We start from the raw sequence: 25155 nt of genomic DNA on the forward strand, positions 1-25155 counted from the left end.
GACGCGGCCGCGTACGGGGCCGTCGGGGGCCGGGCCTGGGGCCGGGTAACGGTCCGGGTCCGGGTCCGGGTCCGGGGCCCCGTGAGCGGGAGCGGGAGCGGCAGCGGTCAGAAGAGCTTGCCGGGGTTGAGCAGGCCCAGGGGGTCGAAGGCCTGCTTGACCGCGCGTTGCACCTCCAGGCCCACGGGTCCCAGTTCGCGGGCGAGCCACTCCTTCTTCAGGACGCCGACCCCGTGTTCTCCGGTGATGGTCCCGCCCAGGCCCAGCCCGAGGTCCATGATCTCGTCGAAGGAGGCGCGGGCCCGGTCCGTCTCTTCCTCGTCCGCGGGGTCGAAGCAGACCACGGGGTGGGTGTTGCCGTCGCCGGCGTGCGCACAGACCCCGATGACGAGGTCGTGGGCGCGGGCGATGCGGGCGGTACCGTCGAGCATCTCGGCCAGCCGCGAGCGGGGTACGCAGACGTCGTCGATCATCGTGGCCGGGCGCAGCGCGTCCAGCGCGGTGAGCGCCATCCGGCGGGCCTTGAGCAGCAGTTCCGACTCCGCCTCGTCCTCGGCGGGTACGACGGCCGTGGCGCCGGCGGCCGTGCACAGGCGGGCGACGGCCGCGAGGTCGTCGGACGCGTGCGGGGTGTCGAACGCGGCGAGCAGCAGGGCCTCGGTGGTCTCGGGCAGGCCCATCCGTCCGAGGGCGTTGACGGCCCGTACGGTCGTACGGTCCATCAGCTCCAGCAGCGAGGGCGTCAGCCCGGCCTCCATGACGGCGCAGACGGCGGCGCAGGCGGCCGCGGCGGAGGGGAACTCGGCGGCCAGCGCGAGCTGTCGGGGCGGGGCCGGGCGCAGGGCGAGGACGGCCCGGACGACGACGCCGAGGCTGCCTTCGGAGCCGACGAAGAGCCGGGTGAGGTCATAGCCGGCGACGCCCTTGGCGGTGCGTCGGCCGGTGCGCAGCAGCCGGCCGTCGGCGAGGACGACGTCGAGGCCGAGCACGTATTCGGCGGTGACCCCGTACTTGACGCAGCACAGGCCACCGGAGCCGGTGCCGATGTTGCCGCCGATGGTGCACTGTTCCCAGCTGGAGGGGTCGGGCGGGTAGTACAGGCCCTGTTCGGCGACGGCCCGCGACAGCACGGCGTTGACGACGCCCGGTTCGACGACGGCGGTCCGGTCGACGGTGTTGATTTCGAGGATGCGGTCCATCCGGACCAGGGAGAGCAGGATGCAGCCGTCGGTGGCGTTGGCGGCGCCGGACAGGCCGGTGCGGGCGCCCTGGGGGACGACCGGGACGCGTAGGGCGGTTGCGGTGCGCAGGACGTGCTGCACCTGCTCCGCGGTGCGGGGCAGGACCACGGCCGCAGGGGTGCCGGCGGGGCAGAAGTTCGCCATGTCGGTGGCGTAGGCGGCGGTCACGTCCGGGTCGGTGAGGAGGGCCTCGGCGGGGAGGCCTTCGAGGAGGCGCGTGCGCAGCCGTGCGGTGAGCTCGTCGTCCTTGGGTTCCATGGGCCCAGCGTGGCACCGGGGGCCATCGGTGTGAACACGGCCGCGGCGGGGTTCGGACACTGCGGCGGCCCATTCATATTGACGCACAGTGATCGCATGGACCGTATCGACAAGGAAGCGCAGGAGGCTGCGCCGCCCGTGACGTTCACCGGCCGCAAGACGCTCGTGGCGGCCGCGGTCGCGGTGGTCCTGATCGTCGGGGCGCTGGTGATCCGGCCGGCCCGCGCGGGCGACGACGCCCGCCCCCCGGGGCCGATGGAGCGGGCCGCGTCGGCGGTCGGGACGGGGGCGCCGGCGGCGGTGGTGGACCTGTCTGCGCTGATCGCGGACCGGGAGAAGTGGGTCGCGGAGCACCCGCGGGACGGGGCGGCGTGGGCGGTGCTGGGCTCGGCGTACCTGGAGCAGGCCCGGCGCACCGCGGACCCGGTCTGGTACCCGAAGTCGGAGCGGGCGCTGAAGCGGTCGCTGGAGCTCCGCCCGGCGGAGAAGGGCAACTTCGACGCGATGACGGGCATGGGCGCACTGGCCAACGCCCGCGGGGACTACGGGACCGGGCGCAAGTGGGGCGAGCTCGTACGGGCACAGGCGCCGAAGCAGTGGACGGCGTACCCGGTGCTCGTGGACGCGTACTCGGGGCTGGGCGACTACCCGGCGGCCGACAAGGCGATGGAGCGGCTGCTCGAGGTCCGGCCGGGGCTGGCGGCGCACCTGAAGGCCTCGCAGGTGTACCGGGACCGGGGCTGGCGCGAGGACGCGGCAGTGGCGCTGGAGCGTGCGGCGGGGGCGGCGAAGTCCCCGGTCGAGAAGGCGTACGTGCTGTACCGGCGCGGGGAGCTGTTGTGGGAGCGGGGCGAGCCGGCGGAGGCGATGCGCCAGTACGAGGGGGCGCTGCGGGCGGATCCGGCGCAGGCGGACGCGCTGGGCGGCCGGGCGCGCGCGCTGGCGGGGCTGGGGCGCGGTGGGGAGGCGGTACGGGACTACCGGCTGGCGCTGGGGCGGGCGCAGTCGCCGCGGCTGGCGCTGGAGCTGGGCGAGCTGCTGGAGTCGCTGGGGCGCGGGGACGAGGCGAAGGCGCCGTTCGACCTGCTGCGGGCGGCGGCTGCCGCGGGTGGGGGGAAAGCGGGCGGGCCGGGCGGGGTGCGCGCGGCAGCCGGGCGGGGCGGGGTGAACGACTCCGTGGTGCTGGGCCTGTTCGAGGCGGACCACGGGGATCCGGGTGCGGCGGTGCGGCGGCTGACGGCGGAGTGGGCGCGGCACAAGAACGTGCAGGTGGCCGATGCGCTGGGGTGGGCGCTGCACCGGCTGGGCGATGACGCGGCGGCGTTGGGGTACGCGCGGAAGGCGGCGGACCGGGGGCTGCGGAGCGCGGACTTCGCCTACCACCGGGGGGTGATCGAGCAGGGGCTGGGCGACGACGCGTCGGCGCGCCGGCACTTCCAGGAGGCGGTGCGGACGAACCCGCGGTTCTCGCCGGTACGGGGGCCGCTGGCGGCGGGGGCGCTGGCGGCGATCGGGGACCCGCCACCGGGCGGGCCGGAGAACCTGCAGCCGACCGCACCGTGGGTGCTGCCGGAGCTGCCGAAGCCGTCGGCGTCGGCGTCGGCGAAGCCGAGCGGCCCGGCGGAGAAGCGGGGGCCGGCGGGACCGAAGCCGGCCAGGACCGGGGAGCCCGCCCGGCCCGCGGAGCCCGCCAAGCCCGCGAGGACGGCGGAGCCCGCCGAGCCCGGGCCGGCGAAACGCGGGCCGGCACAGCCGGACCCCGATCCCGAGCACGAGTCTGAGCCCGAGCCCGAGCACGACCCCGAGCCTCAGCCAGAGCACGAGCACGATGAAGGGCCCGAGCCGGAGCACGAGCCCGATCGCGAGCACGGGCCCGATCGCGAGCACGGGCCCGGGCACGGGCACGGGCCCGCCCGGCCGAAGCCGAACGGCCCGACGGCGCGCTGATCCGGTCCCGGGCACGGGGCAGGCCCCCTGCCGTGGGGCGGGGGGCCTGCTGCCGTCGGTTCCGGGGCGGAGCCGAAGCCGGTGCCGGGCCGGGGCCGGCGCCAGGGCCGGGCTCGTGGCTCCTGGCGGTCCTAGAGGTTGCCGCGCTTCTCCTGCTCGCGCTCGATCGCCTCGAACAGGGCCTTGAAGTTGCCCTTGCCGAAGCCCATAGAGCCGTGGCGCTCGATGATCTCGAAGAAGACGGTCGGGCGGTCCTGCACCGGCTTGGTGAAGATCTGGAGCAGGTAGCCGTCCTCGTCGCGGTCGGCGAGGATCTTCAGCTCGCGCAGGGTGTCGATCGGCACGCGGGTCTCGCCGACCCACTCGCCGAGGGTGTCGTAGTACGAGTCCGGGGTGTCGAGGAACTGCACGCCCGCCGCCCGCATCGACCGGACGGTCGCGACGATGTCGTTCGAGGCGAGCGCGATGTGCTGGACGCCGGCGCCGCCGTAGAACTCCAGGTACTCGTCGATCTGCGACTTCTTCTTCGCGATCGCCGGCTCGTTGATCGGGAACTTCACCTTGAGGGTGCCGTCCGCGACGACCTTCGACATCAGCGCCGAGTACTCGGTCGCGATGTCGTCGCCCACGAACTCCTTCATGTTCGTGAAGCCCATGACCTTGTTGTAGAACCCGACCCACTCGTCCATGCGGCCGAGCTCGACGTTGCCGACGCAGTGGTCGATGGCCTGGAAGGTGCGCTTGGCCGGCGGCTCGACCATCGGGCCGACGGCGACGTAGCCCGGCAGGTAGGGGCCGGTGTAGTCCTTGCGCTCGACCAGGGTGTGGCGGGTCTGGCCGTAGGTCGCGATCGCGGCGAGGACGACCGTGCCGTGCTCGTCGGAGATCTCGTACGGCTCGTCGAGGCCGCGCGCGCCCTGCTCGACGGCGTACGCGTAAGCGGCGCGGACGTCCGGGACCTCGATGGCGAGGTCGATGACGCCGTCGCCGTGCTCGGCGACGTGCTCGGCGAGGAAGCGGCCGTGGTCCGTGCTCGCCTTGATGACCGAGGTCATGACGAAGCGGGCGGAGCCGTTGGTCAGGACGTAGCTCGCCGTCTCGCGGACGCCGTTCTCCGGGCCGGAGTAGGCCACCAGCTTCATGCCGAACGCAGTCGAGTAGTAGTGCGCGGCCTGCTTGGCGTTGCCGACGGCGAAGACGACCGCGTCCATGCCCTTCACCGGGAAGGGGTCGGCCTCACGCGCGGTGTGGGGGGTGGTTTCGAGATTCGCCAGAGACTCAGTCATGAGCGCAGAGTCCCGCCGATCCACAAGCTGCGCAATAGTTTCCTGTTCTGCTGTACAAAGTGCCCAGCCTGGCCGCAACATTGTTGAAACATCTGTGCAGGATGACCACCACTGAGTCGCCTGGAGGCAGCGCTATGGGAATCGATGAACTCGACGGTCGCCTCATCGTCCTGCTCGACCGCGAACCGCGGATCGGCATCCTGGAGGCCTCGCGCCGGCTCGGGGTGGCGCGCGGCACCGCACAGGCCCGGCTGGACCGGCTCCAGTCGAACGGGGTGATCCGCGGTTTCGGGCCACAGGTGGACCCGGCCGCCCTCGGCTACCCGGTGACCGCGTTCGCCACGCTGGAGATCAAGCAGGGCCAGGGCGCCGACGTGCGGTCGCACCTGAGCGGCGTACCGGAGGTGCTGGAGCTGCACACGACGACGGGGCACGGGGACATGCTGTGCCGGCTGGTGGCGCGCTCCAACGCCGATCTGCAGCGGGTGATCGACCGGGTCGTCGGGTTCGACGGGATCGTGCGGGCGTCGACGGCGATCGTGATGGAGAACCCGGTGCCGCTGCGGGTGATCCCGCTCGTGGAGCAGGCGGCGCAGGAGGGCTGAGCCGGAGCCCGGATCCGGAGGGCGGAGTTCCAAAGAAAGCGTTGCAAAGAAACCCTTGCACAGGTTTCTTTGCAGCCTTAGGGTTGCAGCATGCCCGAGAAGCCGGAAGCCCCGGAACTCCAGACCCGCACCCTCGACGCCCGCTCCCTGCGGGGCCTCGCCCATCCCCTGCGCATCCGCCTGCTGGGCGCCCTGCGCCAGGACGGGCCGGCCACCGCCTCGCAGCTCGCGGAGCGGCTCGGCGAGTCCAGCGGCGCCACCAGCTACCACCTGCGCCAGCTCGCCGCCCACGGCTTCGTCGAGGACGCCCCCGGGCACGGCAAGGGCCGCGAGCGCTGGTGGAAGGCCGTCCACGACGGCACGGTCTTCGACGAGCAGCTCGTCTACGCGGAGGACCCGGCCACCCGCGGCGCCGCCGACCTCTTCCTGCACGAGATCGCGACGATCCACACGCAGGAGATGAGCACCTGGCTCGGCAACGCCCACGCCTGGTCCCAGGAGTGGCGGCGGAGCTCGGACATCAGCGACTTCAGCCTCCGCCTGACCCCCGAGCAGAGCCGCGAACTCATCCACCGCGTCCACGATCTGATCAACAGCTACCGCGACGCGCCCCAGGACGAGACGTCCGAGACGGTGCGCTTCCACACCCACGCCTTCCCGCGCAAGACCGGCGCCGGCGAGTAACCACCGGGCCCGGCCCGCACGACAGCGCGACCCACAGCACGCAGCCCGCAGCCCGCGCCCCACAGCACTCAGCCCACAGCACGCAGCACTCCCCGCACGGCGCACCGAGCCCCGCGCACCCTCCACGACGGGTGGCGCGCCGGTCAGCCATGCCCTCCACCGCCTTTCCTCACGCAGAAGGAGTCCTGCCATGCACGCCTTCACCCCTGCCGACGTGCAGGCCGGCACCGCGCTCCCGGCCCACGCCGCCCGTACCGCCGAGCTGGCCGCCGAGGCCGCCGCCGGGCACCTGGCCGCCGAGGCCGCCGACCCCCGGCGCACCACGGCCGACGCCCTGCGCAACCGGCTCGGCGAGAGCCTGGTCCGCGCCGGGAACCGGCTGCTCCAGCCCGGCCACGGCCACGGCCGGGTCCGGGCCGCCGGATGAGCCGCCGCCCCTTCGCCGCCGTCCTCGCCGCCAACACCATCTCCACGGCGGGGAGTTCCCTCACCCTCATCGGTGTCCCGTGGTTCGTGCTGCAGACCACCGGCAGCGCCGGCCGGGCCGGGGTCGTCGCCTTCTGCGCCACCCTGCCCGTCGTCGTCGCGGCCCTCGTCGGAGGCCCGGTCATCGACCGGGTCGGCCGGCGCCGGGTGTCCGCGGCGTCCGACGCGGTCTGCGCACTGGCGGTCGGCGCGATCCCTCTGCTGCACTACGCGGGCCTGCTGGAGTTCTGGATGCTGTGCGCGCTGATGGCGGTCGGAGGCCTCGTGCACACCCCGGGCCTGACCGCCCGCCACGTCCTGCTGCCCGACCTCGCCGAGCACGCCGGCACCACGGTGGCCCGGGCCGCGAGCCTGTACGACGCGGTCTTCCGCGGCGCCAGGATGATCGGGGCCGCGGTGGCCGGCGTCCTCATCGCGGTGGTCGGCGCCGAGGCCGCCCTGCTGGTGGACGCGGCCAGCTTCGCGGTCTCCGCCCTGCTGGTCGCCGTGTTCCTCCGGGGCGTCCCGGCGGCCGAGCCGCAACCGCGTCCGGAGAAGGCCTCGTTCGCCCGCTACCGGGCCGAACTGGCCGAGGGCTGGGCCTTCCTGGCCGGCTCGCGGCTGCTGCTGGGCGTCACCGCGATGGTGATGATGACCAACGGCCTGGACCAGGGCTGGTCCTCGGTGCTGCTGCCCGTCCACGGCCGCGAGGCCCTCGGCGGGGCGGCCGCGCTCGGCCTGCTCGTCGCCCTCTTCGGCGGCTTCGCACTGCTCGGCGCCCTGCTGTACGGGGCGTGGGGGGAGAGGTTCCCGCGCCGGGCGGTGTTCGCGGCCGCCTTCCTGCTCTGCGGGGCGCCCCGCTACGTCGTCGCCGCCCTCACCGACACCACCCTGCCGCTCGCGGTGACGATGGCGCTGTCCGGGCTGGGCGCGGGCGTGCTCAACCCGATCCTGACCACCATGATCTACGAGAAGGTCCCCGACGCGCTGCGCAGCCGGGTCGCGGGCGTGACCACCGCCGGCTGCGAGCTGACCATGCCGCTGGGCGGGCTCGCGGCGGGCCTGCTCGTCGACGGTTTCGGGCCGGTCCGGGCGCTGCTCGCGTTCGGCGGGGTCTACCTGCTCACGACGCTCGCCCCGCTGGTCTTCCCGTCCTGGCGGTCGATGGAGCGGGAGCCGGTCAGCAGGACGGGGCCGGCTCTCCCCGGTTCAGCGCGCGCAGCGCGTTCACCGCGTCCGACAAGGAGCTGACGGGGATCAGCTGGAGGCCCTCGGGCAGCTCGGAGGTCGCGTCCGAGCACTCCGCCGCCGGGACGAGGAACACGCTCGCCCCGTCGCGGTGGGCGGCCTGCGTCTTCAGGGCCACACCGCCGACGGCGCCGACCTTGCCCTCCGCGGTGATGGTGCCGGTACCGGCGACGGTGCGGCCGCCGGTGAGGTCGCCGCCGCTGCCGTCGCCGTCGAGCTTGTCGACGATGCCGAGGGAGAACAGCAGGCCGGCGCTGGGGCCGCCGACGTCGGCGAGGTTGAGGTCCACCTTGACCTTCTTGGGGTCCTTCTTCAGGAAACCGAGGGCGGCCCTGGTCGCGTCCTCCTGCGATGCGGTCATCTGCTCCAGGTTGTGCTTCTCGATCTCCTCGTCGCTGCCGCCGGAGGGGTAGACGGCTTCCTTCGGCATGACCGAGCGGCTGCTGTCGAACCAGTCGTCGAGGAGCTCGGGCAGGCGCACGGTCGTCGACGGCCCGGTGGCCTCGATCGTGGTCATGCGGAGCTGGCCCTTGGTCTCCCGGGCCGGGGCGCCGGTGATGACGATGACCGGCTTGCCCTCGTGCGCCCCGAGCACGTCCGCCGTGAGCCCGGGCTGGGCGATCACGAAGGGCAGCGGTGCGAGGGCCGCCACGGCGAACAGGCCGAGCACGGGCACGGCGCAGACGGCCAGGGCGGCGGGACGCGACAGACGTGAGAGGCGAGAGAGCACGCGGCCAATCTATCGGGCGGCCCGGGCACGGCCGCGCCCCGGCAGCCGGGACGCGGCCGCACGGGGCGTCGTACGCGGTCGGCGCCGGGCGCCGTACGAGCCGGCGGGTGGCGCCGTACGGGGCCTGCGGGTGGCGCCGTACGGGGCCTGCGGGTGGCGCCGTACGGGGCCTGCGGCGCGGGTCAGCGCAGGGCGTCGGCGACCTCGCGGGCGGCGTCCACCACCCGCGGCCCGATCCGCTCGGGCACTGCGTCGGACAGCATGACCACGCCGACGCTGCCCTCCAGCCCGCTGATCCCGACGAGCGGGGCGGCGGCGCCGCTGGCACCGGCTTCGAGCTCGCCGTGGGTCAGCGTGTACCCGGGCTCGATGAGGGTGCCCTGGCGGGCGGCCAGGATGGCCCGCCCGGCGGCCCCGCGGTCCAGCGGGTGGCGGAACCCGGCCCGGTAGGCCACGTGGTAGTCGGTCCAGGTGGGCTCGACGACGGCCACGGCCAGCGCCTCCGTGCCGTCGACGAGGGTCAGGTGCGCGGTGGCCCCTATGTCCTCGGCGAGGGAACGCAGCGCCGGCAGGGCCGCCTCGCGCACCAGCGGGTGCACCTGTCGGCCCAGGCGCAGGACGCCGAGCCCGACACGGGCCCGGCCGCCGAGGTCGCGGCGGACCAGGGCGTGCTGCTCCAGGGTGGCCAACAGGCGGTAGACCACGGTGCGGTTGACGCCGAGACGGTTGGAGAGCTCGGTGACGGTCAGACCGTGGTCGGTGTCGGCGAGCAGCTTGAGGACTCTGAGACCTCGGTCGAGAGTCTGTGAGGTTTCCGCGGTCACGAAGCCTCTCCCTCGTGGTGAGCGGCGGTGACTCTCGGGGTGGAGCGGCGCCGGTCCCACGGCGACACGCACGGAGAGGCCGCCGGTTGCGGCCATGGCACCGGCTAGCGCTCCCGCGGCGGCGCTGCCACGGGGCGTTCGATGCGGGGACAGTAGCGAGCAGGTCCGCTGAGCGGAAGTCCTCGTCCAGAATCCGGGCGCGGACGGGCCATTTGTGCCGTTTCGGCAGCGCGGAACGCGCCGATCCGCGCTCCCGTGCGCCCCAGTACGCCTGTGCCATCACACGAGCACCGGCGGAGGCGGCGACTGTCGCCCCCACCCACCGGAACCATCAATTCCGCAGCAGGGCGGGCCCGTACGATGCTCCACACCGCGGGCCCGCCCGAAACGTTTCCTGCGCCGCAGCCGTCACCGCATGCGGGTGGCCCACTCCTGGACCTTCTTGATCCGCTCGCGCAGCTGCCCAGCGGTCGCCTCCGCGCTCGGCGGCCCGCCGCACACCCGCCGCAGCTCGGTGTGGATCACCCCGTGCGGCTTGCCGCTCTGGTGGACGTACGCCCCCACCATCGTGTTGAGCGACCGGCGCAGCTCCAGCAGCTCCTTGTGGGAGACCACCGGCCGGCGCTCGGCCGGCAGCTCCAGCAGGTCGGCCTCGGTGTCCGGCTTGCGGCGGCTGTGCGCGATCTGCCGCGACTGCCGCTTCTGCAGCAGCAGCTGCACCTGGTCGGGCTCCAGCAGGCCCGGGATGCCGAGATAGTCCTGCTCCTCCTCGCTGCCCGGGTGCGCCTGCATGCCGAACTCGGCGCCGTCGTACAGCACCCGGTCGAAGACGGCGTCGGACTCCAGCGCCTCGAAGGACATCTGCTCGTCCTCGCCGGTGTCCTCGTCCTCCTGCCGGTTGGCCTCCTCCATCTCCTTCTCGGACTGGGCGTACGGGTCGTCGTCCTCGCCCGCCTTCTTCGGCCGGTCGAGGACGTGGTCGCGCTCGACCTCCATCTCGTTGGCGAAGCCGAGCAGGTACGGGATGGTCGGAAGGAACACGGACGCGGTCTCGCCGCGCCTGCGCGAACGCACGAAACGGCCGACGGCCTGCGCGAAGAACAGCGGGGTCGAGATGGTCGTCGCGTACACGCCCACCGCGAGGCGGGGGACGTCGACGCCCTCGGACACCATGCGGACCGCGACCATCCAGCGGTCGTCGTTCCCGCTGAAGGTGTCGATGTGCTTCGAGGCGCCCGCGTCGTCGGAGAGCACGAGGGTCGCCTTCTTGCCCGTGATCTCCCGGATCAGCTTGGCGTACGCGCGCGCCGAGTCCTGGTCGGAGGCGATGACGAGCCCGCCCGCGTCCGGGATGCCCTTGCGGACCTCGGTCAGGCGCTGGTCGGCGGCGCGCAGCACGTTCGGCATCCAGTCGCCGCGCGGGTCGAGCGCGGTCCGCCAGGCCTGGCTGATCGCGTCCTTGGTCATCGGCTCGCCGAGCTTGGCGGCGATCTCGTCGCCCGCCTTGGTGCGCCAGCGCATGTTGCCGCTGTAGGAGAGGAAGATCACCGGCCGGACGACGCCGTCGCCGAGCGCGTTGCCGTAGCCGTAGGTGTAGTCCGCGGACGAGCGGCGGATCCCGTCGTTGCCCTCCTCGTACGTGACGAAGGGGATCGGGTTGGTGTCGGAGCGGAACGGCGTACCGGTCAGGGCCAGGCGGCGGGTCGCCGGGTCGAAGGCCTCCAGGCAGGCGTCGCCCCAGGACCGGGAGTCGCCGGCGTGGTGGATCTCGTCGAGGATGACGAGGGTCTTGCGCTGCTCGCAGCGGTTGCGGTGCAGCATCGGGCGGACGCCGACGCCGGCGTAGGTGACGGCGACCCCGTGGTACTCGCGGCTCAGCGGGCCCGCCGAGTACTCGGGGTCGAGCCGGATGCCTATCCGGGCGGCGGCCTCCGCCCACTGCTTCTTCAGGTGCTCGGTCGGCGCGACCACGGTCACCTGCTGCACCACGTGGTGGTGCAGCAGCCAGGAGGCGAGGGTCAGCGCGAAGGTGGTCTTGCCGGCGCCTGGGGTGGCGACGGCGAGGAAGTCACGCGGCTGGGTCTGGATGTACTTGTCCAGCGCGCCCTGCTGCCAGGCACGCAGCTTGCTGGCGGTACCCCACGGCGCACGGCCGGGGAAGGCGGGTGAGAGGTGGTGGGAGGCGGTAGTAGTCACGGTCTCCGGTTCGGGCTCTCGGCGGCGGTCGATCGAAGGACAACCGGGCCACCCTACCGGGGTCGGCCCGCCCCTCGCGGAGGGACAGGCCCCTGACCTCGGGCGGTGCGGCGAGCGTCACACCGGCCGCAACTCCCGCAGCCGGGAGGCGATCACCGGCACCTCGGCCTCGGTTCCGGACGCCACGTCGACGACCAGGTCGTACGCGGCGTCCTGGTCTGCGTCGGCGAGGTCGACCCCGTTGACGGCGAGGAAGGTCGCGGCCGCGAGCCAGGCGGTGCGCTTGTTCCCGTCGACCAGGGGGTGGTTCGTCGCGATGCCGTGGAGCAGCGCGGCGGCCTGCTCGTACGGGTCCGTGTACGCGGGCGTGCCGAACATGCGGGCCCGCGGCCGGTGCACGGCGGACTCCAGCAGGCCGGGGGCGCGCAGCTCCACGGGCTGGTCCTGGGCCAGGCAGGCGTGCCGGGCCAGGTCGAGCACCTCGGCGAGGGTGAGGTGGCGCACGGCGGGGGCGCGGAGGGCGTCGTCACGGAGGGTGTCGCTCATGCGCCGAGCCGCTTCAGGAGCGGGGCGTGCCGCCCGGCCAGTCGGGCCGCCGTTTCGCCGACCCGGTCGCGTTCCCGGCGCAGGCGGTCCCGTACGGCCGCGGCAGCGTGCTCCTCGGGCGTGGAGCCCGTGGCGTCGGCGAGATCGGCGAGCTCCGCGTACTCGGCGGCGGAGAGTCGGATGATCAGCTCGGTCATGCGCGTAGCGTAACGAGCTGCGTGCGGCTGATCAGCTGATTTACGCGGCGGCAGCCGGCCGCTCGTGCAGGCGGGTGGCGACCCAGGCGCCGACCAGGGCGACCGCGGCCATCGGCAGGAAGACGACCACGAAGGCGGCCGGATGCGAGACCGCGGCGGCGTCCGGCCCGCCGGCGGTGTGGGCGGCGGCCCCGACCGTGCCTCCGCCGAGCGCGGCGAAGGCCGCCCCGCCGGCCGCGAGCAGCACCACGTTCGCGAGCGCGTCGGAGATCTGCAGCGCGGCCGAGTTGGCCCCCGCCTCCTCGGGCGCCGACAGCTTCAGCAGCAGCACGCTCGTCGAGCCGATCACCAGCCCCATGCCGAGGCAGCCGACGCCCCAGGCCAGGGCCAGCGTCCACACCGGCACCCACGGCACCAGCACCGCCGGCGCGGCCGCGATCGCGAACGCCACCAGCACCATCCCGAACACCATCAGCCGCTCCCGGTACGGCGCCACCCGGCCCGTGGACTGGATCCACGACCCGCCCGCCCAGGTCAGCCCGCCCAGCGCCAGCGAGAACCCGGCCAGGGTGGGGCTCAGCCCCCGCTGCGTGACCAGCATCAGCGGCACGAAGCTCTCGGCCGCGATGAACGAACCCGCCGCGACCCCCCGCAGCAGGACCACCGACGGCAGCCCGCGCCGCGCCCGGTACGTCCCGCGCGGCAGCAGCCCCAGCACGGCCGGCACCAGCAGGCCCGCCCCCACCGCCCCGGGGACCAGCGACCACCACCGCAGGTCCTGGGCGGCGTACTGCAGCAGCCCGGCCCCGAGGGAGATCCCGAGCGCCAGCCGGATCCGGCGCCGGTCGAACGCGACGGGCGGCGCGTCCGGATCCACGGGCCCGGACGCGGTCCGGCGTATCGCGGGCAGCGCCACTGCGAGCGGGACGACGACCAGCACCGGGATCCCGAGGAACACCCAGCGCCAGCCGAGGTGCTCGGTCACCGTCCCGGCGGCCAGCGGCCCGACGATCGACGGGACCACCCAGCTCGCGGCGAAGGCCGCCATGATCGCGGGCCGCAGCCGCTCCTCGTAGGCCCGGCTCACGACCACGTACAGGGCGACGATGACGAGCCCGCCGCCGAAGCCCTGCACGGCCCGGCCCAGCACGAACACCCACATGGCCGTCGCGGTCCCGGCCAGGACCAGCCCGGCGGCGAACGCCCCGATCCCCACGGTCAGCGCCCGCAGCGGCCCCTGCCGGTCGCACCACTGCCCGGACAGCACCATCCCCAGGAGGCTGGTGGTGAAGTAGGCGGAGAACGCGAAGGCGTAGACCCCGATCCCGTCGAGCTCGCGCGCGGCGACGGGCATGGCGGTGCCGACGGCGGTGGCCTCGAAGGCGATCAGGAAGATGCAGGAGATCATCCCGATGCTGAGCGTCCGGTACGCGGACCCGAGGATCCCGCCCTGGGGGTGGGGTGGGGCGGGGGTACTGGTCTGCGTGACACGGGGTTCAAGGGCACTCATCGCTTCAGCGTAAGCGGCACCCCCCGCTTTCGCTCCTGTCCGTAAGGCGGATTCCTCCCTCGTCCCCAAGCCCTAGGCCGGGGGTGGGGGCGGGGCGGGGGCGGGGGCGGAGGGGGCGGCGACGGCGACGGACTGTGAACACGGCATGGCGGTCTCATTGCACACCCCGGCAATCCCTTCCCGGGGTGTGCACAACGCCCGTACGGTCGTGCCCGAAGCCGAACAAGGCCGTGTGCCCGAGTGGTTGAGGGACTCGACTGCAAATCGAGTAACACCGGTTCGATTCCGGTCACGGCTTCTGACTGCCCGACCAGGCGGCACGGCGGGGCGCCGCCCGGCGGTTCGCCCTACGGCCGTGTGATCGTCATGCCGGGGACGCGGCCACCCAGGCCGGAGATGGCCCCGGAGGTACCGACTCCGGCAGTGTTGTCGGCATAGACCCAGAAGCCGACGTTGAACGTGTAGTCGTGACCCGCCCGCATCGGGAACTGCGTCCTCAGCGAAATGTCGGTCACGGGATTGGTTTGCACCTGGTCCGCGTACTCGTTGACGCTGACGCGCTTTCGCCACATCTTGTGCGACTGAAACGCCTTCAGCTTGCCGTCTTCGAGGATCGTGCACTCCGTACCACCCTCAACGGTGGCGTTACTTCCCACACCGAATGCCCCTACAACCCAGAACCAGCCCAGTATTCTCAGCGAGTCTCCGCTGAGCATTCCGTTGACAGTCGGCCGGAAGAACAGACCGAACCCCGCATGCGCGTCAACGAATTTCCCGCCGGCCCCCGGAATCCACGGGCCGCATCGTCCTTGCAGTGACGCCTGACCCAAGGGGCGATTGGTGGTCGACGTATACGGGGAACTTCCACCCGTGTTGTGCCACCGCCAGTCGAAGTGATACGGCGGGGTGAATATCTGCGTCGCACGAACATCGTGAATACGCATGGCCGCTTCTTCGATCTCGACGGAGTCGGCACCCATCTCCAGAATCGACGGCTCGTCAAATCGCAGCGGTGTGTGGTCGATCAGGTGGTGGAACTTCTTGAGCGCCTCCTCATCGGCTTCGACTACCTTCCGGAGAGGAGCATTGATCGCATCGGAGAGTTCCTGATACCCCGCCTCTACGGCACGCTCCTGCTCTCGCGCTTCGACGCCGGCGGCCGCCATGCGCTCGACCGAGCGCCTGGCGATCTTGCGCTGCTCCGATGTGAGGTCTTCGCTGAAGTTGACCTCGATGGCTGGCTCCATCTCCTGCTCGGGCGCGAGCAGGACGCTTGACTCATACGTGATGGCCATGGAGAGCTCCCAGCTTTGTACCGTTTTCCACTTCCAAGCAATGCAGAGAAGGGCGGGACACGCCCGGCACTGGCGAAGGTATCGGTAAGCCGCTCACGCTCAAGCAGACTTTGCGGCGTGGCACGCTCGTACCCCAACCCCGAAACCCGCGAGTGATGTTCAGCGACGAACGCTGAGTCCCAGTGTTTTTGACCGTTTCAACTGGGATCGAGGTAGCCCACTACCTCCATCTCATTGAATCACCCCAGCGAGTCCCGTTCAACCCTCGTTCGACGCCTCATCTCCCAGGAATACGGCGACTGAACCCATCCGTCACCAAACCTTCAAACCCGTATAGTTGAAGAACAATATCTCCGGATCAGACCATCGAGATGCCTCACAATACCGACGCCCACTGCGTCCACCATGCGCCGACATCGGAAGGCCACGACAATGGTTGACCATTCCATGAGACCCCACGACGGTCCGCCCGCAGTACGGGCCACGGCCGGGCCCGTCCCGGAAATAGCGGGCCGTTCGTGGTCGTGGACGACTCCCGGTCAGCAGGTCGCTCGGCGGCCTTCAGCAGTCGCCGTACCTCTTGGACTACGACGTCTGATAGCCGATGAACAGCGACTCGGTCAGCTCGTTGCCGCGTACGCACACCGACTCGCCGCTGCGCCCGTGTGAGCTTCTTGACTATGGCACCCATCTCCTACCGCCCTGTCGGACGGGATCGAGTGAGGTGTAGTTGGGCGTCAACTACTCCTGCGACGTACGAGGACCGCCGTCACGGCACCGCCGACGAGCACGCAGGCCCCCAGCCCGAGCGCGATCCAGGTGACGCTACTACCGCCGCTCTCCTTGGCCTCGGCCTGGGGCGCGGGCGCAGCCGACTGCGGCTTCTTGTCGTTGCCGCCGGCCGACGGAGCGGGCGAGTTCTTCGCATCCGCGGCAGCGAGGTCCGGGAGCGGATACACGTCCGCGGGCCCGGGATCGCCGGGCGTCGGCAGCGCGATCTTCGGGCGGACAATGCCGTAGCCCAGGTAGTCGTTGCGCTCCTTGCCGTCATCGCCCTTGCCGGCGGTGTTCAGCAGGACACGGAGCACCTGATTGTTGGTCCACTCCGGATGAGCGGACCACAACAGGGCCGCCGAGGCGGAAGCAAGGGCGGTGGCGTCACTGGTGCCATGGTTCTTGCAGAGGCCAGTCTTGCCACCACACGCCGTCACGATGTCTACGCCGGGGGCGGACATATCTACCTGCGGACCGTGCTGCGACTCCTTGGTCGCGACGCCATCAGGCCCAACGGCACCAACGCCCACCACGCCAGGGGTCGCCGCCGGGTAAATGACCGCGTTCGTGGAGTCGCCGTCGTTGCCCACCGAGGCGAAAATCAGCTTCCCCTTGGAAAGGGCGTACTTCACTGCATCGAGCCGCCCAGGATCATCTTGTTCCGCACCCATGGAGATATTGATGATCTTGGCGTCGGATTCCGCCGCAAACCGGATTGCATCGTTCCAGATCGGCTTCGTCTTGTTGAGCTGGTGTGGCACACGAATCGGAAGGATCTTGGCACCCGGGGCAAGACCGAACGCACCGTCACCGCTCGGATGCTTCCCAGTGCCGGCGATCAGCGCAGCCATGGTCGTCCCGTGCTTCTCGTAGTCCTCGCGTTCATCACCCGAGTACTCCGTCGCGTAGTTCTTCCCTGGAAGCACCTGGCCTTCAAGCTCGGGAACGCGGTCGACACCACTGTCGATGACGGCGACGGTGACGCCCTTGCCCGTGCTGATCTTCCAAATGTCGTCGGCCTTCATGGCGTCGAGATGCCACTGCTTGGACCGGACGGTCTCTGCATGGGCCGGGGTCGCGGCGACCCCGGCCAGCAGGAGGCCCACCAGGGCCGAGGTCGCCTTACGCATGCGCATCCCGTGCAACGTCCGTTCTGCTCAGTCGATCACCGGCGGCACAACGCGACCGTTGGCGCGCCAGGTCTCTTCGTCCTCGGACAGGTAGTCCGGGCGCTCGCCTGCTTGCTGGTCACGCCGGTTCCCCGGAGCGTGCACGCCGGCACCAGTGTGGCCCACTGCGCCGCGGCCTCCGCCCGTGCCAGCCTCGTGGCGGACGAGACCCGCACCGCCCTGCGTGAACGACTGCCCCCCGGCGGGGGTTCGGCCGATCACGCCAGGCTGACGCCCACCAATGACACCGCCCGGCTCCATCGCCAGCCGACGTCCCATCGCGGAACCACCCGGGGCTCCGACATGGGGACCGCCCATGCCAGGGTGCATACCGCCGACTGCGGGACGACCACCGCCCACCGGGCCTTCCGTGCCGATGACCGTGCCGCGCGGGATCCCCGGGGTGGGGCCGCCGACGGTCACCTGGCGGCCGCCGACGATCCCGGTGTCACGGGGAAGCACCGGAGAAAGCCCGCCAATCTTGCCGCCAGCGGTCGGCGGGGAGGGGATGGGCGGAAGCTTGCTGATGGGGCCGCCACCGCCGCCGGGCAGCCTCGGTCCCCCGCCAAGGGGCGGCAGAGCGACCGGCGGCAGGGGCCCAACCGGAGTGGGACCAGGACCAGGAGTCGGAATGCTGGGCGGAGTGGCTACCAGTGGGACGCTCTTTTCTGGCAGGACTGCGACGTTGTCGAGGCCTACGTCCACGTTGCGATCCGGGACGACCGGCGCAGGCCCGGTCGTCGGCGGCAGGCTGACATCCGGCCGGCTCGACCCTCCACCGAAATCGCCGGACGGGCTGCCACCACCACGCGGTGACGACGGCGTAAACGCGGCACCACTCGAACCCGAGGCGCCCGCGTGTCCGCCGCCAGAGCGGCCGAGATCCTGCCCGCTGTCCAGGACTTCCGGCCTGAAATCAGCCGGTGGCAGCGGGAACGTTGGGATTTCGACCTTGCCGATCTGCGTCGACGACTGGTCGTACGCGCCGGCTAGCTTCGTCAGCTGGTCGACGGCCTTCTTGTGGTCGCTGTTCAGCTTGAAGCTGGCCAGTTGGCCGATCTTCGCCGCATCCGGGTCGTTGTGGAAGTCCTTCGAGGCCTGGAGGTTATCCGCCGCCGAGTTGTCGTAGGCCGGCATGTTGACCTTGACCTCGTGCATGATCTGGGCGGCCTCGCCCATCCACTTGCCGCCCGCGGCGCTGAGGTCGCCCAGGCGTAGCGTGGCGCTGCCTGCCTGGCTCGCCCAGTCCTCGAAGGCAGTGGCGGCCTCGCCTTCCCAGCCCTTGACCTTGGTGTTCTTGAGGGCGAGGCCGATCTCCTTGATCGTGCTGGCTGCTCCGGTCAGCAGCGTGGCACGGGCCTCCACCGTCTTCGGGTCGATGGAGGCAACCATCGCGAGCAGCTGCTGGTGCGTGAAACCCTCGAAGTTCGTCGCCATCAGATGTTGCCCTTCGGCTTCTTCGCCTCGCCCGCCGCGGCGTGCTCGGCCTCCTCGCGCTGCTTCACCAGCGGATCTCGCTCCGGAACGTACTCGTCCTTCGCCTGGACGACGATGGAATGCATACGACGCTTCGTCTCCTCGTCGACGCCGGCAAAACCGTTGCCCGACGTGAGGATTGCGATGCCCAGGCCCTCGATCTGGGCGGCCAGGCCCTTGGAGAGGTTCTCCAGCTGCGTCTGGACCGTGCCGTACGTCTTGAAGAGGGCTTCCGCCTCGGCGAAGCCCTGGCCGAGGGTGCCCTCGGGGAGGGTGCCGTCGGCGAGCTTCTTGTCGTACGCCTCCGAGCCCTTCAGCTTCGTCAGGAGTTCGTCGACCTTCTTCTTGTAGCCGGTCAGCGTCTCGAAGTCGACCTCAAAGGCCTTGGCCTGGGCTCGGATCGCGGACGCCGCCTCGTTGGCCGCACCGCCCCCGAGCAGCCATTCCAGGTTGTTCTCCGCCACGGCGGCCTCCCCGACTCCCCGTATTCCCCGTTGCGGGGAGCGGCGTTGCCGCCGCGCCCCGTTTCCCCGTTACCCGTTCGCTCGCGTTCACGGGCGTGCGGGATCAGTCCTACTCGATCACTCTAGCGACCGGTGACGACAGTCCCAACCTCAGGGTTGCACGTGCAATGCGGGTCACACGGCTAGGAGTTGGGCGCCGCCACCGCCGCCGAGGGCCTGATCGGGAGGCGGTTCACGGGGCGGCCCGTGGCGGCCCTGACCGCCGATGCCACGGCCGCCGGGGCCGTCACCACCGGGATCGCGCTCGCCGCCTTCGCGCCGAACGGGGCCACCACGTCGCGCTCTTCGACCAGCTTGACGATCCGGACCGCCGGGGCGTCCAGCGACGTCGGCAGGGCGTAGCCCGTCAGGTCGGGGTGGCGGACCAGGCCCGCCGCCGTGCGGAGGTTCTCCGTCAGGGCCGCGCCCACGCCCTGCGTGACGCCCGCCTCGATACGGGCCGCGAGCTGGGCCGGGTTGAGGATGCGGCCGACGTCCTGGGCCACCGCCAGCTCGACCACGCGCACCGTGCCGAGCTCGATGTCCACGTCGACCACCGCGCGGATCGCGCAGAAGGCCAGCCCGACGAACGCGTCGCCCTGGCCGTCGGCGCCCAGCGGCTCCGTGGGGTGGGGGCGGCACTGGGCCGTGGCCCACAGCTCCTTGCCCATCATCGCCTCGCCGACCGGCATCGAGAACGCGCCGTCGTAGGAGGTGATGCGGCCGTCCTGGATCTGGAGGAGTTCCGTGGACATGCCCAGGTTGTGGGCCATCGGCTGGAGGAGCTGGGTGCGGACCATCTTCGCGGCGCGCTCCACCGCACCGCCCGACACCCACGTGTGCCGGCCGTGCGCGGACGGGCCCGCCGGCGGCTGGTCCGTGTCGACGGGGGCGGTGACGACCTCGTCGACGCCCAGGACCTCCTGGACGATCTGGCGGGCGAGGGTGGCGAAGCCCTGGCCGGTGTCGACGGCCGCGCAGATCACCGTCGCCACGCCGTTGACGACCTTGACCGTGGCCGTGGAGACCTCGTCGGCGCCCTCCGCGCCGAGCATGTGGACCATGCCGACGCCGTACCCGACGCCGCGCCGCACCGCGCCCGGCTCACCCGCGCCGTCCGGGCCGCCCGGCAGCAGCCACTCGTCCTCCGGGGCGTCCTTCGGGAGGGAGGGCAGTTCGAAGTCGCGGACCGCGCGCAGGAGTTCCGCGACGGGGGCCGGGCAGGTCACCGTCTGGCCGGTGGGCAGCAGGTCGCCGGTGGCCAGGACGTTGCGCATGCGCAGTTCCGCGCCGTCGATGCCGAGGGCCGCGGCCAGCTTGTCCATCTGGCCCTCGTACGCGGCGCAGACCTGCATGGCGCCCTCGCCGCGCACGTGCCCCGACGGGGGGTTGTTCGTCCGGACCGCCCAGCCCTCCACGAAGGCGTGCGGGACCACGTACGGGCCGCAGGCGAACGCGACCGCCGCCGCCAGCGACTCGGAGGAGGCGTCCGCGTAGGCGCCCGCGTCCATCAGGATCTGCGCCTCGACCTTGACGAGGCGGCCCTCCGCGTCGGCGTGGTGCCGGTAGCGCAGCAGGGTGGGGTGGCGGTGGGTGTGGCCGAGGAAGGACTCCTCGCGGGTGGCGGCCAGCTTGACGGGACAGCCCGTGCGCAGGGCGAGCAGGCCGAGGGGGAGCTGGAAGGCCGCGTCCTCCCGGTCGGCGGTCGCGCCGGGCACGCCGGTGACGACGATGCGGACGCGGTCCGGTTCGAGGCCGAAGCAGGCGGCGGCCAGGTCGCGGTCGAGGTGCGGGTCGGTGGAGGCGGTGTAGATCTCGACGCCGCCGTCGGGCCGGGGGACGGCGAGTCCGGCCTCGGCGCCGATGGGCGCCGGGTCCTGCCGGCCGATCCGGTACAGGCCCTCGACGACGACTTCGCCGGTGGCCTCCGGGTCGCCGTAGCGGAGCGGGATGTGCCGGATCAGGTTGCCGTCGGGGTGCAGGGGCGGGGCGCCGAAGGACTGCTCGGGGTCGGTGACCGCGTCGAGGAGCTCGTACTCGACGGTGATGGCGGCGGCCGCGAGGCGCGCCGTGTCGGGGTGGTCGGCGGCGACGGCGGCGATCGGCTCGCCGTGGTGCCGGACGACCTCGTGCGCGAACACGGGCCGGTCGGCGATCCGCCGGCCGTGCGTGGTCGCGCCGGGCACGTCGGCGTGGGTGACGACGGCGCGGACGCCGGGCATCTCGCGGGCGGCGGAGGTGTCGACGGACAGGATCCGGGCGTGCGCGTGCGGGGACCGCAGCACGGCGGCCCACAGCAGCCCCTCGGCCCACAGGTCGGCGGCGTACGGGAAGGTGCCCTCGGCCTTGGCGTGCGCGTCGGCGGCGGGCACGGAGACCCCGACACCGCGCAGGACCGTCTGTTCCGCCGACTCGTCGGGGCCGCCGGCCGGGCCGGCGGCGCCGGCCGCAACGCTCGTGGTGACCGTGACGGTCGTCGTCGTCGTGGCCGTGGCCGCGTCCTGCCCGCTCACGCCATGCCTCCGTTGTGATGGATCCCGCCCTCGCCCGGCTGTGCCTGGTGCGGGATGCGCGGGGGCTCGCCCGCGCCGCCCGCCGCCTCGGCCGTCGCAGCCGCCGTGGTGGCTGCCGCTTCGGCGTCCGCGCGTTCGGCGACGACCTCGCGGACCGCCTCCAGGACGCCCTTGTAGCCGGAGCAGCGACACAGGTTCCCGCACAGTGCCTGGCGGGTCTCCAGCTCGCTGGGGGCGTGGTTGCCCTCCAACAGGTCGTGGATGGTCATGGCCATGCCCGGCACGCAGAACCCGCACTGCACCGCACCCGACCTGCACAACGCCTGCTGCACGTCGGAGAGTTCCCCGCCACTCGCCAGCCCCTCGACGGTACGGACCTCGCTGCCCGCGGCCGTCGCGGCCGGGACCAGGCAGGACGCCACGAGCCGCCCGTCGACCTGCACCGCGCAGGCCCCGCACTCGCCCTGCGAGCAGCCGTCCTTGGCGCCGGCCAGGCCGAGGCGCTCGCGCAGCACGTACAGCAGCGACTCGCCGATCCACGCACCGGTGACCGGCCGGTCGGCGCCGTTGACCCGCAGCACGTACGAAGCCAGCGGGTGCTCGTGGTGGGCGACGGCCGCGGCGGCCGCCTGCTCTTCCCCGTACGAGGGCCCCGCCAGCGGGATCCCTTCCCCGATGCTCGCGTCCGGCGGTGGCACGGCACCGTCCGCGGAGTCCGCCCCCGGCGCCACCCCGCCCCCGGCTCCGCCCGGCGTCCCGGCGGCGGCTTCGGCGAAGCCGTGCCCGTCCGCCCCGGCCGGCTCCGGCGCGGCGCCGTGGCCCGCTCCGGTGAAGCCGTGCTCGTCCGCCGACCCGGCCGCCGCACGACCGGGCTCCCAGCCGGACTCCTGCCCGGGCTCGCGGCCGGCCTCCGCCGCCACCCCGTGGTCCGGCAGCCGACCCGGCTCCGGGCGGGGCTGCGGCTCCGACTGCGGCTCGGGCTGCGACTGCACCGGCGCCTGCGACTGCGACTGCGACTGCGGTTCCGGACCGGCGCCGTGGCCGGATGCCGGGAAGCCGTGCCCGCCGGGCTCCGCCCCCTCGGCCGGCCCCGCGGGACCGCCGACGAAGGCGTACTCCACCGGCGCGCCGGCCGGCTGCGCCTCGAACGGCTGCGCTTCGGCGAGGGGCCCGGCCCCGGCCCCGGCTCCGGCCGCGGCCGGAGCCTCGGCAGCCGCCTCGTGGTGGACCGCGTGCTCGCGCTCGGCGCCCGCGTGCGGCCCGGAGGCCCCGGCGGGCGCGGCGGTGGCGGGCATGCCGCCGCCGGACACGTCGGCGTGCTGCGGCTGCTCGTGCTGCCCGAGGCCGTGCGCGTCCCCGAGGACGAGGCCGCGCCCGAGCGTGTGCGGGTGCCCCTGCTCGGTCTCGTACGGGCCGTGGCCGTACTGGCCGTGCTCGTACTGCCCGTGCCCGTGCTCGTGCTGCCCGTGTTCCTGCTGACCGTGCCCGTGTTCCTGCTGACCGTGCCCGTGCTCGTGCTGGCCGTGCTCGTGCTGACCGGGCTGCTGCCCGTGGTCGTGCTGCTCGTGCACGCGCGTGTAGGCGTCCGCGGGCCCGTGCAGGCCGGCGGCCGCGGCGTGCGCGGCCTCGACGTCGTACGCGGCGGGGTGCGCCGGCTCGCCCTCCGGGAGCGGGGTGCCCACGCCGGGGCCGCCCAGCACGCGCGGGGCGCGGCCGGGGCCGCCGACGCCCGGGCCGCCGAGGAGCCGCTGGCCGGTGCCGGAGGTGCCAGCCCCGCCCGCCTGCGCGTCGGGCAGCACGCCCGAGCTGAGCGGGGCGTCCGCGGGCGCGCTCTCGAAGCCGGGGTGCGTCGCCCACGGGGCGGCGGCGCCGCCCGGCAGGGTCGCCGGGGCCTGGCTCCAGTCGGCGTCGAGGGCGCCGGGCCGGAACTCGCCGGTCTGCTCGTTGAGGTCCGGCAGGGTCCACTGGCCGGTGGTCACCGGCTCTTCCGCCCGCAGCGCGTCGGGGAAGTGCCACTCCGCGGTCTCGCCGGAGTCCTCGCCGTCCGCGGGACCGGCCGGCTCCTGCCCCGGCACGGCGTCGGCGAACTCCGCCGCGACCGCCGCCGGGATCGGGATCGACGCCGGGATCGGCCCGCCGACCGGAGCCGCGGAAGCCCCACCGGCCACCGCAGCACCTGCACCCGCACCCGCCGCGCCCGCGTCGGCCGCGTGGCCACCCGCGTCCGGCCACTGCGCCGGGAGCGTCCAGGTCCCGGTGGCCGAGGGGTCCGTACCGGGGGAGCCCAGCGGAACGATCATCGGCGGCGGGACGTACCCGTGCCCGGGCGCCGCCAGCGGCTCACCCGAACCGAGCGCGTTCAGCATGTCCGGCGGCAGGCGCACGAAGGCCGTCGCGTCCGCGGCGTCGGTGAACTCGCCGCCCTGCGGCACCGGCTCCCAGCCCCAGGCCGGAGCGGCCCGGCCGCCCGTGTCCCCCGTCGTTCCGCTCACGTTCTCGTTCCCACTCATGAGGTCAGCGCCCTCCCCAGGGCCCTGCGCGCCAGCACGGCCACCGTCCGCCGCAGATGCAGTACACCGGGAGCAACCGGTTCCCCCTGGTCGGGGACGCAGGCGGCCGCGACGTAGTCACCGAAGGCCTCCAGCGCCTCGGGGGCCAGGCTCCGCTCCCCGTCCCAGTCGATCAGCGAGGCCACCCACTGCTCGGCCTCCAGCGGCCGCAGCGGCATCGGGGCGACCGCGCCGATCGCGCACCGCACACCACGGCGCGCGGGGTCCAGTACGAGCCCCACGGACGCCACGGCACGGCCCGGGCCGGTCCGCCCGGTCGCCTTGAGGAACACCTGCGGGGCGTGCAGCAGCGGCACCCGTACGAAGCCGATCAGCTCGCCGGGCCGCAGCATCTCGCGGCCGGCCAGCAGGTACGAGACCGGGATCTCGCGCTGCCCGATCGGGCCGACGATGACGAGGGTGGCCTCCAGCGCGGCCAGCACGGGCAGTGTGTCGCCCGTCGGCGCGGCGCTGGCGATGTTGCCGCCGAGGGTGCCGGCGTTGCGGATCTGCGGCGGCCCGGCGGCGCGCGCGGCGGCGGCCAGCGCCGGCATCAGCGCGGCGAAGTCGGGGCGGCCCATCCGGGCGTGGGTGAGGCCCGCGCCGAGCAGGGCGTGGCCGTCCTCCTGGTACTGCCAGCCGCGGATCTCGTTGATCCGGCCCAGGCTCACCAGGCCGGCCGGCCGCAGCAGCCCTGCGTTCACGGCCGCCATGAGGTCGGTGCCGCCGGCCACGGGCACGGCGGCGGGCATGGCGGCGAGTGCCGCCACGGCCTCGTCGAGCGAGGCCGGCAGCATCACGGACTGCGCCGCCTGCGGTGTGTGCGGTGCGTGCGTGGTCAACCCAGCTGCCCCTTCCCGATGTCCCGGTAACAGCGCTCACGCCTGTCCGCCGTACGGTACGTGCTCACCGCCGGAACGTGGCAACTCTGGCACATCTTCCCGACGGCCCGGCGCGAGGGTCCGCCGGGCGCCCCTTCGAGCTTCCGGCCGTCCGGTTTCCCCCGTATCGGACGAATCATCCGCATCAGGCGAATCGACCGGAATCCAGCGCTGCACGGCGATTCGCCGCGGTGCGCATCGCTTCACACCGGTGTGCAGCGAATGCGCCTGGATCGAGCAAGAGTTCCCGACGGCCCT

General features: G+C 72.9%; 20 protein-coding genes and 1 tRNA gene. 6 read left to right on the forward strand and 15 right to left on the reverse strand.

The window, feature by feature from the left end; translation table 11 throughout:
• Nucleotides 1–107: 107 nt before the first annotated feature.
• Nucleotides 108–1499: an FAD-binding oxidoreductase gene (locus ACZ4VL_RS14730; protein WP_468199697.1), complete on the reverse strand. Its 1392-nt coding sequence runs from the start codon at nucleotides 1497–1499 to the stop codon at nucleotides 108–110.
• 96 nt (nucleotides 1500–1595) lie between these two features.
• Here ACZ4VL_RS14730 and ACZ4VL_RS14735 point away from each other — a divergent pair, with 96 nt between their 5' ends.
• Complete coding sequence (locus tag ACZ4VL_RS14735; RefSeq protein WP_468199699.1) at nucleotides 1596–3446, forward strand: tetratricopeptide repeat protein; 1851 nt, start codon at nucleotides 1596–1598, stop codon at nucleotides 3444–3446.
• 131 nt (nucleotides 3447–3577) lie between these two features.
• Here the strand turns inward: ACZ4VL_RS14735 and hppD are convergent, their stop codons facing one another.
• Complete coding sequence (gene hppD, locus ACZ4VL_RS14740; protein ID WP_468199700.1) at nucleotides 3578–4732, reverse strand: 4-hydroxyphenylpyruvate dioxygenase; 1155 nt, start codon at nucleotides 4730–4732, stop codon at nucleotides 3578–3580.
• A gap of 134 nt (nucleotides 4733–4866) precedes the next feature.
• On the opposite strand from hppD, the gene ACZ4VL_RS14745 reads away from it, so the two are divergent.
• From ACZ4VL_RS14745 to ACZ4VL_RS14760, 4 genes are all read left to right on the forward strand, one after another.
• Nucleotides 4867–5337 carry an Lrp/AsnC family transcriptional regulator gene (locus ACZ4VL_RS14745; protein ID WP_468199701.1) on the forward strand — a complete coding sequence of 157 codons (471 nt, stop codon included), beginning with the start codon at nucleotides 4867–4869 and terminating at the stop codon, nucleotides 5335–5337.
• Between the two features lie 90 nt (nucleotides 5338–5427).
• Nucleotides 5428–6021, forward strand: a complete 594-nt coding sequence (locus ACZ4VL_RS14750) for an ArsR/SmtB family transcription factor (protein WP_468199702.1) — start codon at nucleotides 5428–5430, stop codon at nucleotides 6019–6021.
• Between the two features lie 190 nt (nucleotides 6022–6211).
• Nucleotides 6212–6448, forward strand: coding sequence for a hypothetical protein (locus tag ACZ4VL_RS14755; protein WP_468199703.1), 237 nt, complete (start codon nucleotides 6212–6214; stop codon nucleotides 6446–6448).
• Entirely contained in the window at nucleotides 6445–7737 is a 1293-nt protein-coding gene (locus tag ACZ4VL_RS14760; RefSeq protein WP_468199704.1) for an MFS transporter, read from the forward strand. Before ACZ4VL_RS14755 ends, ACZ4VL_RS14760 begins: the two co-directional genes overlap by 4 nt.
• On the opposite strand, the gene ACZ4VL_RS14765 is transcribed toward ACZ4VL_RS14760, so the two are convergent.
• The 6 genes from ACZ4VL_RS14765 to ACZ4VL_RS14790 all read right to left on the reverse strand — a co-directional run bounded on the left by ACZ4VL_RS14765 (nucleotide 7667) and on the right by ACZ4VL_RS14790 (nucleotide 13737).
• Complete coding sequence (locus ACZ4VL_RS14765; protein ID WP_468199705.1) at nucleotides 7667–8464, reverse strand: S16 family serine protease; 798 nt, start codon at nucleotides 8462–8464, stop codon at nucleotides 7667–7669. The two genes, ACZ4VL_RS14760 and ACZ4VL_RS14765, sit on opposite strands and share 71 nt — an antisense overlap.
• Before the next feature lie 182 nt (nucleotides 8465–8646).
• On the reverse strand, nucleotides 8647–9288 hold the full coding sequence (locus tag ACZ4VL_RS14770; RefSeq protein WP_361084677.1) for an IclR family transcriptional regulator: 642 nt from the start codon (nucleotides 9286–9288) through the stop codon (nucleotides 8647–8649).
• 408 nt (nucleotides 9289–9696) lie between these two features.
• The gene (locus ACZ4VL_RS14775) at nucleotides 9697–11484 is read right to left on the reverse strand and encodes a DEAD/DEAH box helicase (RefSeq protein WP_468199706.1); all 1788 of its coding nucleotides are present in this window, start codon (nucleotides 11482–11484) and stop codon (nucleotides 9697–9699) included.
• 117 nt (nucleotides 11485–11601) lie between these two features.
• On the reverse strand, nucleotides 11602–12030 hold the full coding sequence (locus ACZ4VL_RS14780) for a type II toxin-antitoxin system death-on-curing family toxin (RefSeq protein ID WP_468199707.1): 429 nt from the start codon (nucleotides 12028–12030) through the stop codon (nucleotides 11602–11604).
• A complete protein-coding gene (locus ACZ4VL_RS14785) occupies nucleotides 12027–12227 on the reverse strand; it encodes a hypothetical protein (RefSeq protein ID WP_468199708.1) in 201 nt (66 codons plus the stop codon). Before ACZ4VL_RS14785 ends, ACZ4VL_RS14780 begins: the two co-directional genes overlap by 4 nt.
• A 40-nt stretch (nucleotides 12228–12267) precedes the next feature.
• Nucleotides 12268–13737: an MFS transporter gene (locus ACZ4VL_RS14790; protein ID WP_468199709.1), complete on the reverse strand. Its 1470-nt coding sequence runs from the start codon at nucleotides 13735–13737 to the stop codon at nucleotides 12268–12270.
• A 226-nt stretch (nucleotides 13738–13963) separates the two neighbouring features.
• Between ACZ4VL_RS14790 and ACZ4VL_RS14795 the strand changes: the two genes are divergently transcribed.
• Nucleotides 13964–14035 (forward strand) — tRNA-Cys (locus tag ACZ4VL_RS14795).
• Between the two features lie 49 nt (nucleotides 14036–14084).
• On the opposite strand, the gene ACZ4VL_RS14800 is transcribed toward ACZ4VL_RS14795, so the two are convergent.
• The 7 genes from ACZ4VL_RS14800 to ACZ4VL_RS14830 all read right to left on the reverse strand — a co-directional run bounded on the left by ACZ4VL_RS14800 (nucleotide 14085) and on the right by ACZ4VL_RS14830 (nucleotide 24858).
• On the reverse strand, nucleotides 14085–15032 hold the full coding sequence (locus tag ACZ4VL_RS14800; protein ID WP_468199710.1) for a hypothetical protein: 948 nt from the start codon (nucleotides 15030–15032) through the stop codon (nucleotides 14085–14087).
• A gap of 737 nt (nucleotides 15033–15769) precedes the next feature.
• Nucleotides 15770–16942: a type VII secretion-associated serine protease mycosin gene (gene mycP / locus ACZ4VL_RS14805; RefSeq protein ID WP_468199712.1), complete on the reverse strand. Its 1173-nt coding sequence runs from the start codon at nucleotides 16940–16942 to the stop codon at nucleotides 15770–15772.
• A gap of 21 nt (nucleotides 16943–16963) precedes the next feature.
• Complete coding sequence (locus tag ACZ4VL_RS14810; RefSeq protein WP_468199713.1) at nucleotides 16964–18412, reverse strand: WXG100 family type VII secretion target; 1449 nt, start codon at nucleotides 18410–18412, stop codon at nucleotides 16964–16966.
• Nucleotides 18412–18915: a hypothetical protein gene (locus tag ACZ4VL_RS14815; protein WP_468199715.1), complete on the reverse strand. Its 504-nt coding sequence runs from the start codon at nucleotides 18913–18915 to the stop codon at nucleotides 18412–18414. Before ACZ4VL_RS14815 ends, ACZ4VL_RS14810 begins: the two co-directional genes overlap by 1 nt.
• A 182-nt stretch (nucleotides 18916–19097) precedes the next feature.
• Nucleotides 19098–21467, reverse strand: coding sequence for a xanthine dehydrogenase family protein molybdopterin-binding subunit (locus ACZ4VL_RS14820; protein WP_468199716.1), 2370 nt, complete (start codon nucleotides 21465–21467; stop codon nucleotides 19098–19100).
• Nucleotides 21464–23959, reverse strand: a complete 2496-nt coding sequence (locus ACZ4VL_RS14825; protein ID WP_468199718.1) for a 2Fe-2S iron-sulfur cluster-binding protein — start codon at nucleotides 23957–23959, stop codon at nucleotides 21464–21466. Before ACZ4VL_RS14825 ends, ACZ4VL_RS14820 begins: the two co-directional genes overlap by 4 nt.
• Nucleotides 23960–23973: 14 nt before the next feature.
• On the reverse strand, nucleotides 23974–24858 hold the full coding sequence (locus ACZ4VL_RS14830) for an FAD binding domain-containing protein (protein ID WP_361084703.1): 885 nt from the start codon (nucleotides 24856–24858) through the stop codon (nucleotides 23974–23976).
• Nucleotides 24859–25155: the final 297 nt, after the last annotated feature.

It is taken from the genome of Streptomyces sp. NPDC029014 (genome assembly GCF_055564695.1).

Coding starts and splice junctions, on each gene's coding strand:
- ACZ4VL_RS14730 (WP_468199697.1), bottom strand. CDS start 1,499: ATGGAACCCAAGGACGACGAGCTCACCGCACGGCTGCGCACGCGCCTC.
- ACZ4VL_RS14735 (WP_468199699.1), top strand. CDS start 1,596: ATGGACCGTATCGACAAGGAAGCGCAGGAGGCTGCGCCGCCCGTGACG.
- hppD (WP_468199700.1), bottom strand. CDS start 4,732: ATGACTGAGTCTCTGGCGAATCTCGAAACCACCCCCCACACCGCGCGT.
- ACZ4VL_RS14745 (WP_468199701.1), top strand. CDS start 4,867: ATGGGAATCGATGAACTCGACGGTCGCCTCATCGTCCTGCTCGACCGC.
- ACZ4VL_RS14750 (WP_468199702.1), top strand. CDS start 5,428: ATGCCCGAGAAGCCGGAAGCCCCGGAACTCCAGACCCGCACCCTCGAC.
- ACZ4VL_RS14755 (WP_468199703.1), top strand. CDS start 6,212: ATGCACGCCTTCACCCCTGCCGACGTGCAGGCCGGCACCGCGCTCCCG.
- ACZ4VL_RS14760 (WP_468199704.1), top strand. CDS start 6,445: ATGAGCCGCCGCCCCTTCGCCGCCGTCCTCGCCGCCAACACCATCTCC.
- ACZ4VL_RS14780 (WP_468199707.1), bottom strand. CDS start 12,030: ATGAGCGACACCCTCCGTGACGACGCCCTCCGCGCCCCCGCCGTGCGC.
- ACZ4VL_RS14785 (WP_468199708.1), bottom strand. CDS start 12,227: ATGACCGAGCTGATCATCCGACTCTCCGCCGCCGAGTACGCGGAGCTC.
- ACZ4VL_RS14790 (WP_468199709.1), bottom strand. CDS start 13,737: ATGAGTGCCCTTGAACCCCGTGTCACGCAGACCAGTACCCCCGCCCCA.
- ACZ4VL_RS14800 (WP_468199710.1), bottom strand. CDS start 15,032: ATGGCCATCACGTATGAGTCAAGCGTCCTGCTCGCGCCCGAGCAGGAG.
- mycP (WP_468199712.1), bottom strand. CDS start 16,942: ATGCGCATGCGTAAGGCGACCTCGGCCCTGGTGGGCCTCCTGCTGGCC.
- ACZ4VL_RS14810 (WP_468199713.1), bottom strand. CDS start 18,412: ATGGCGACGAACTTCGAGGGTTTCACGCACCAGCAGCTGCTCGCGATG.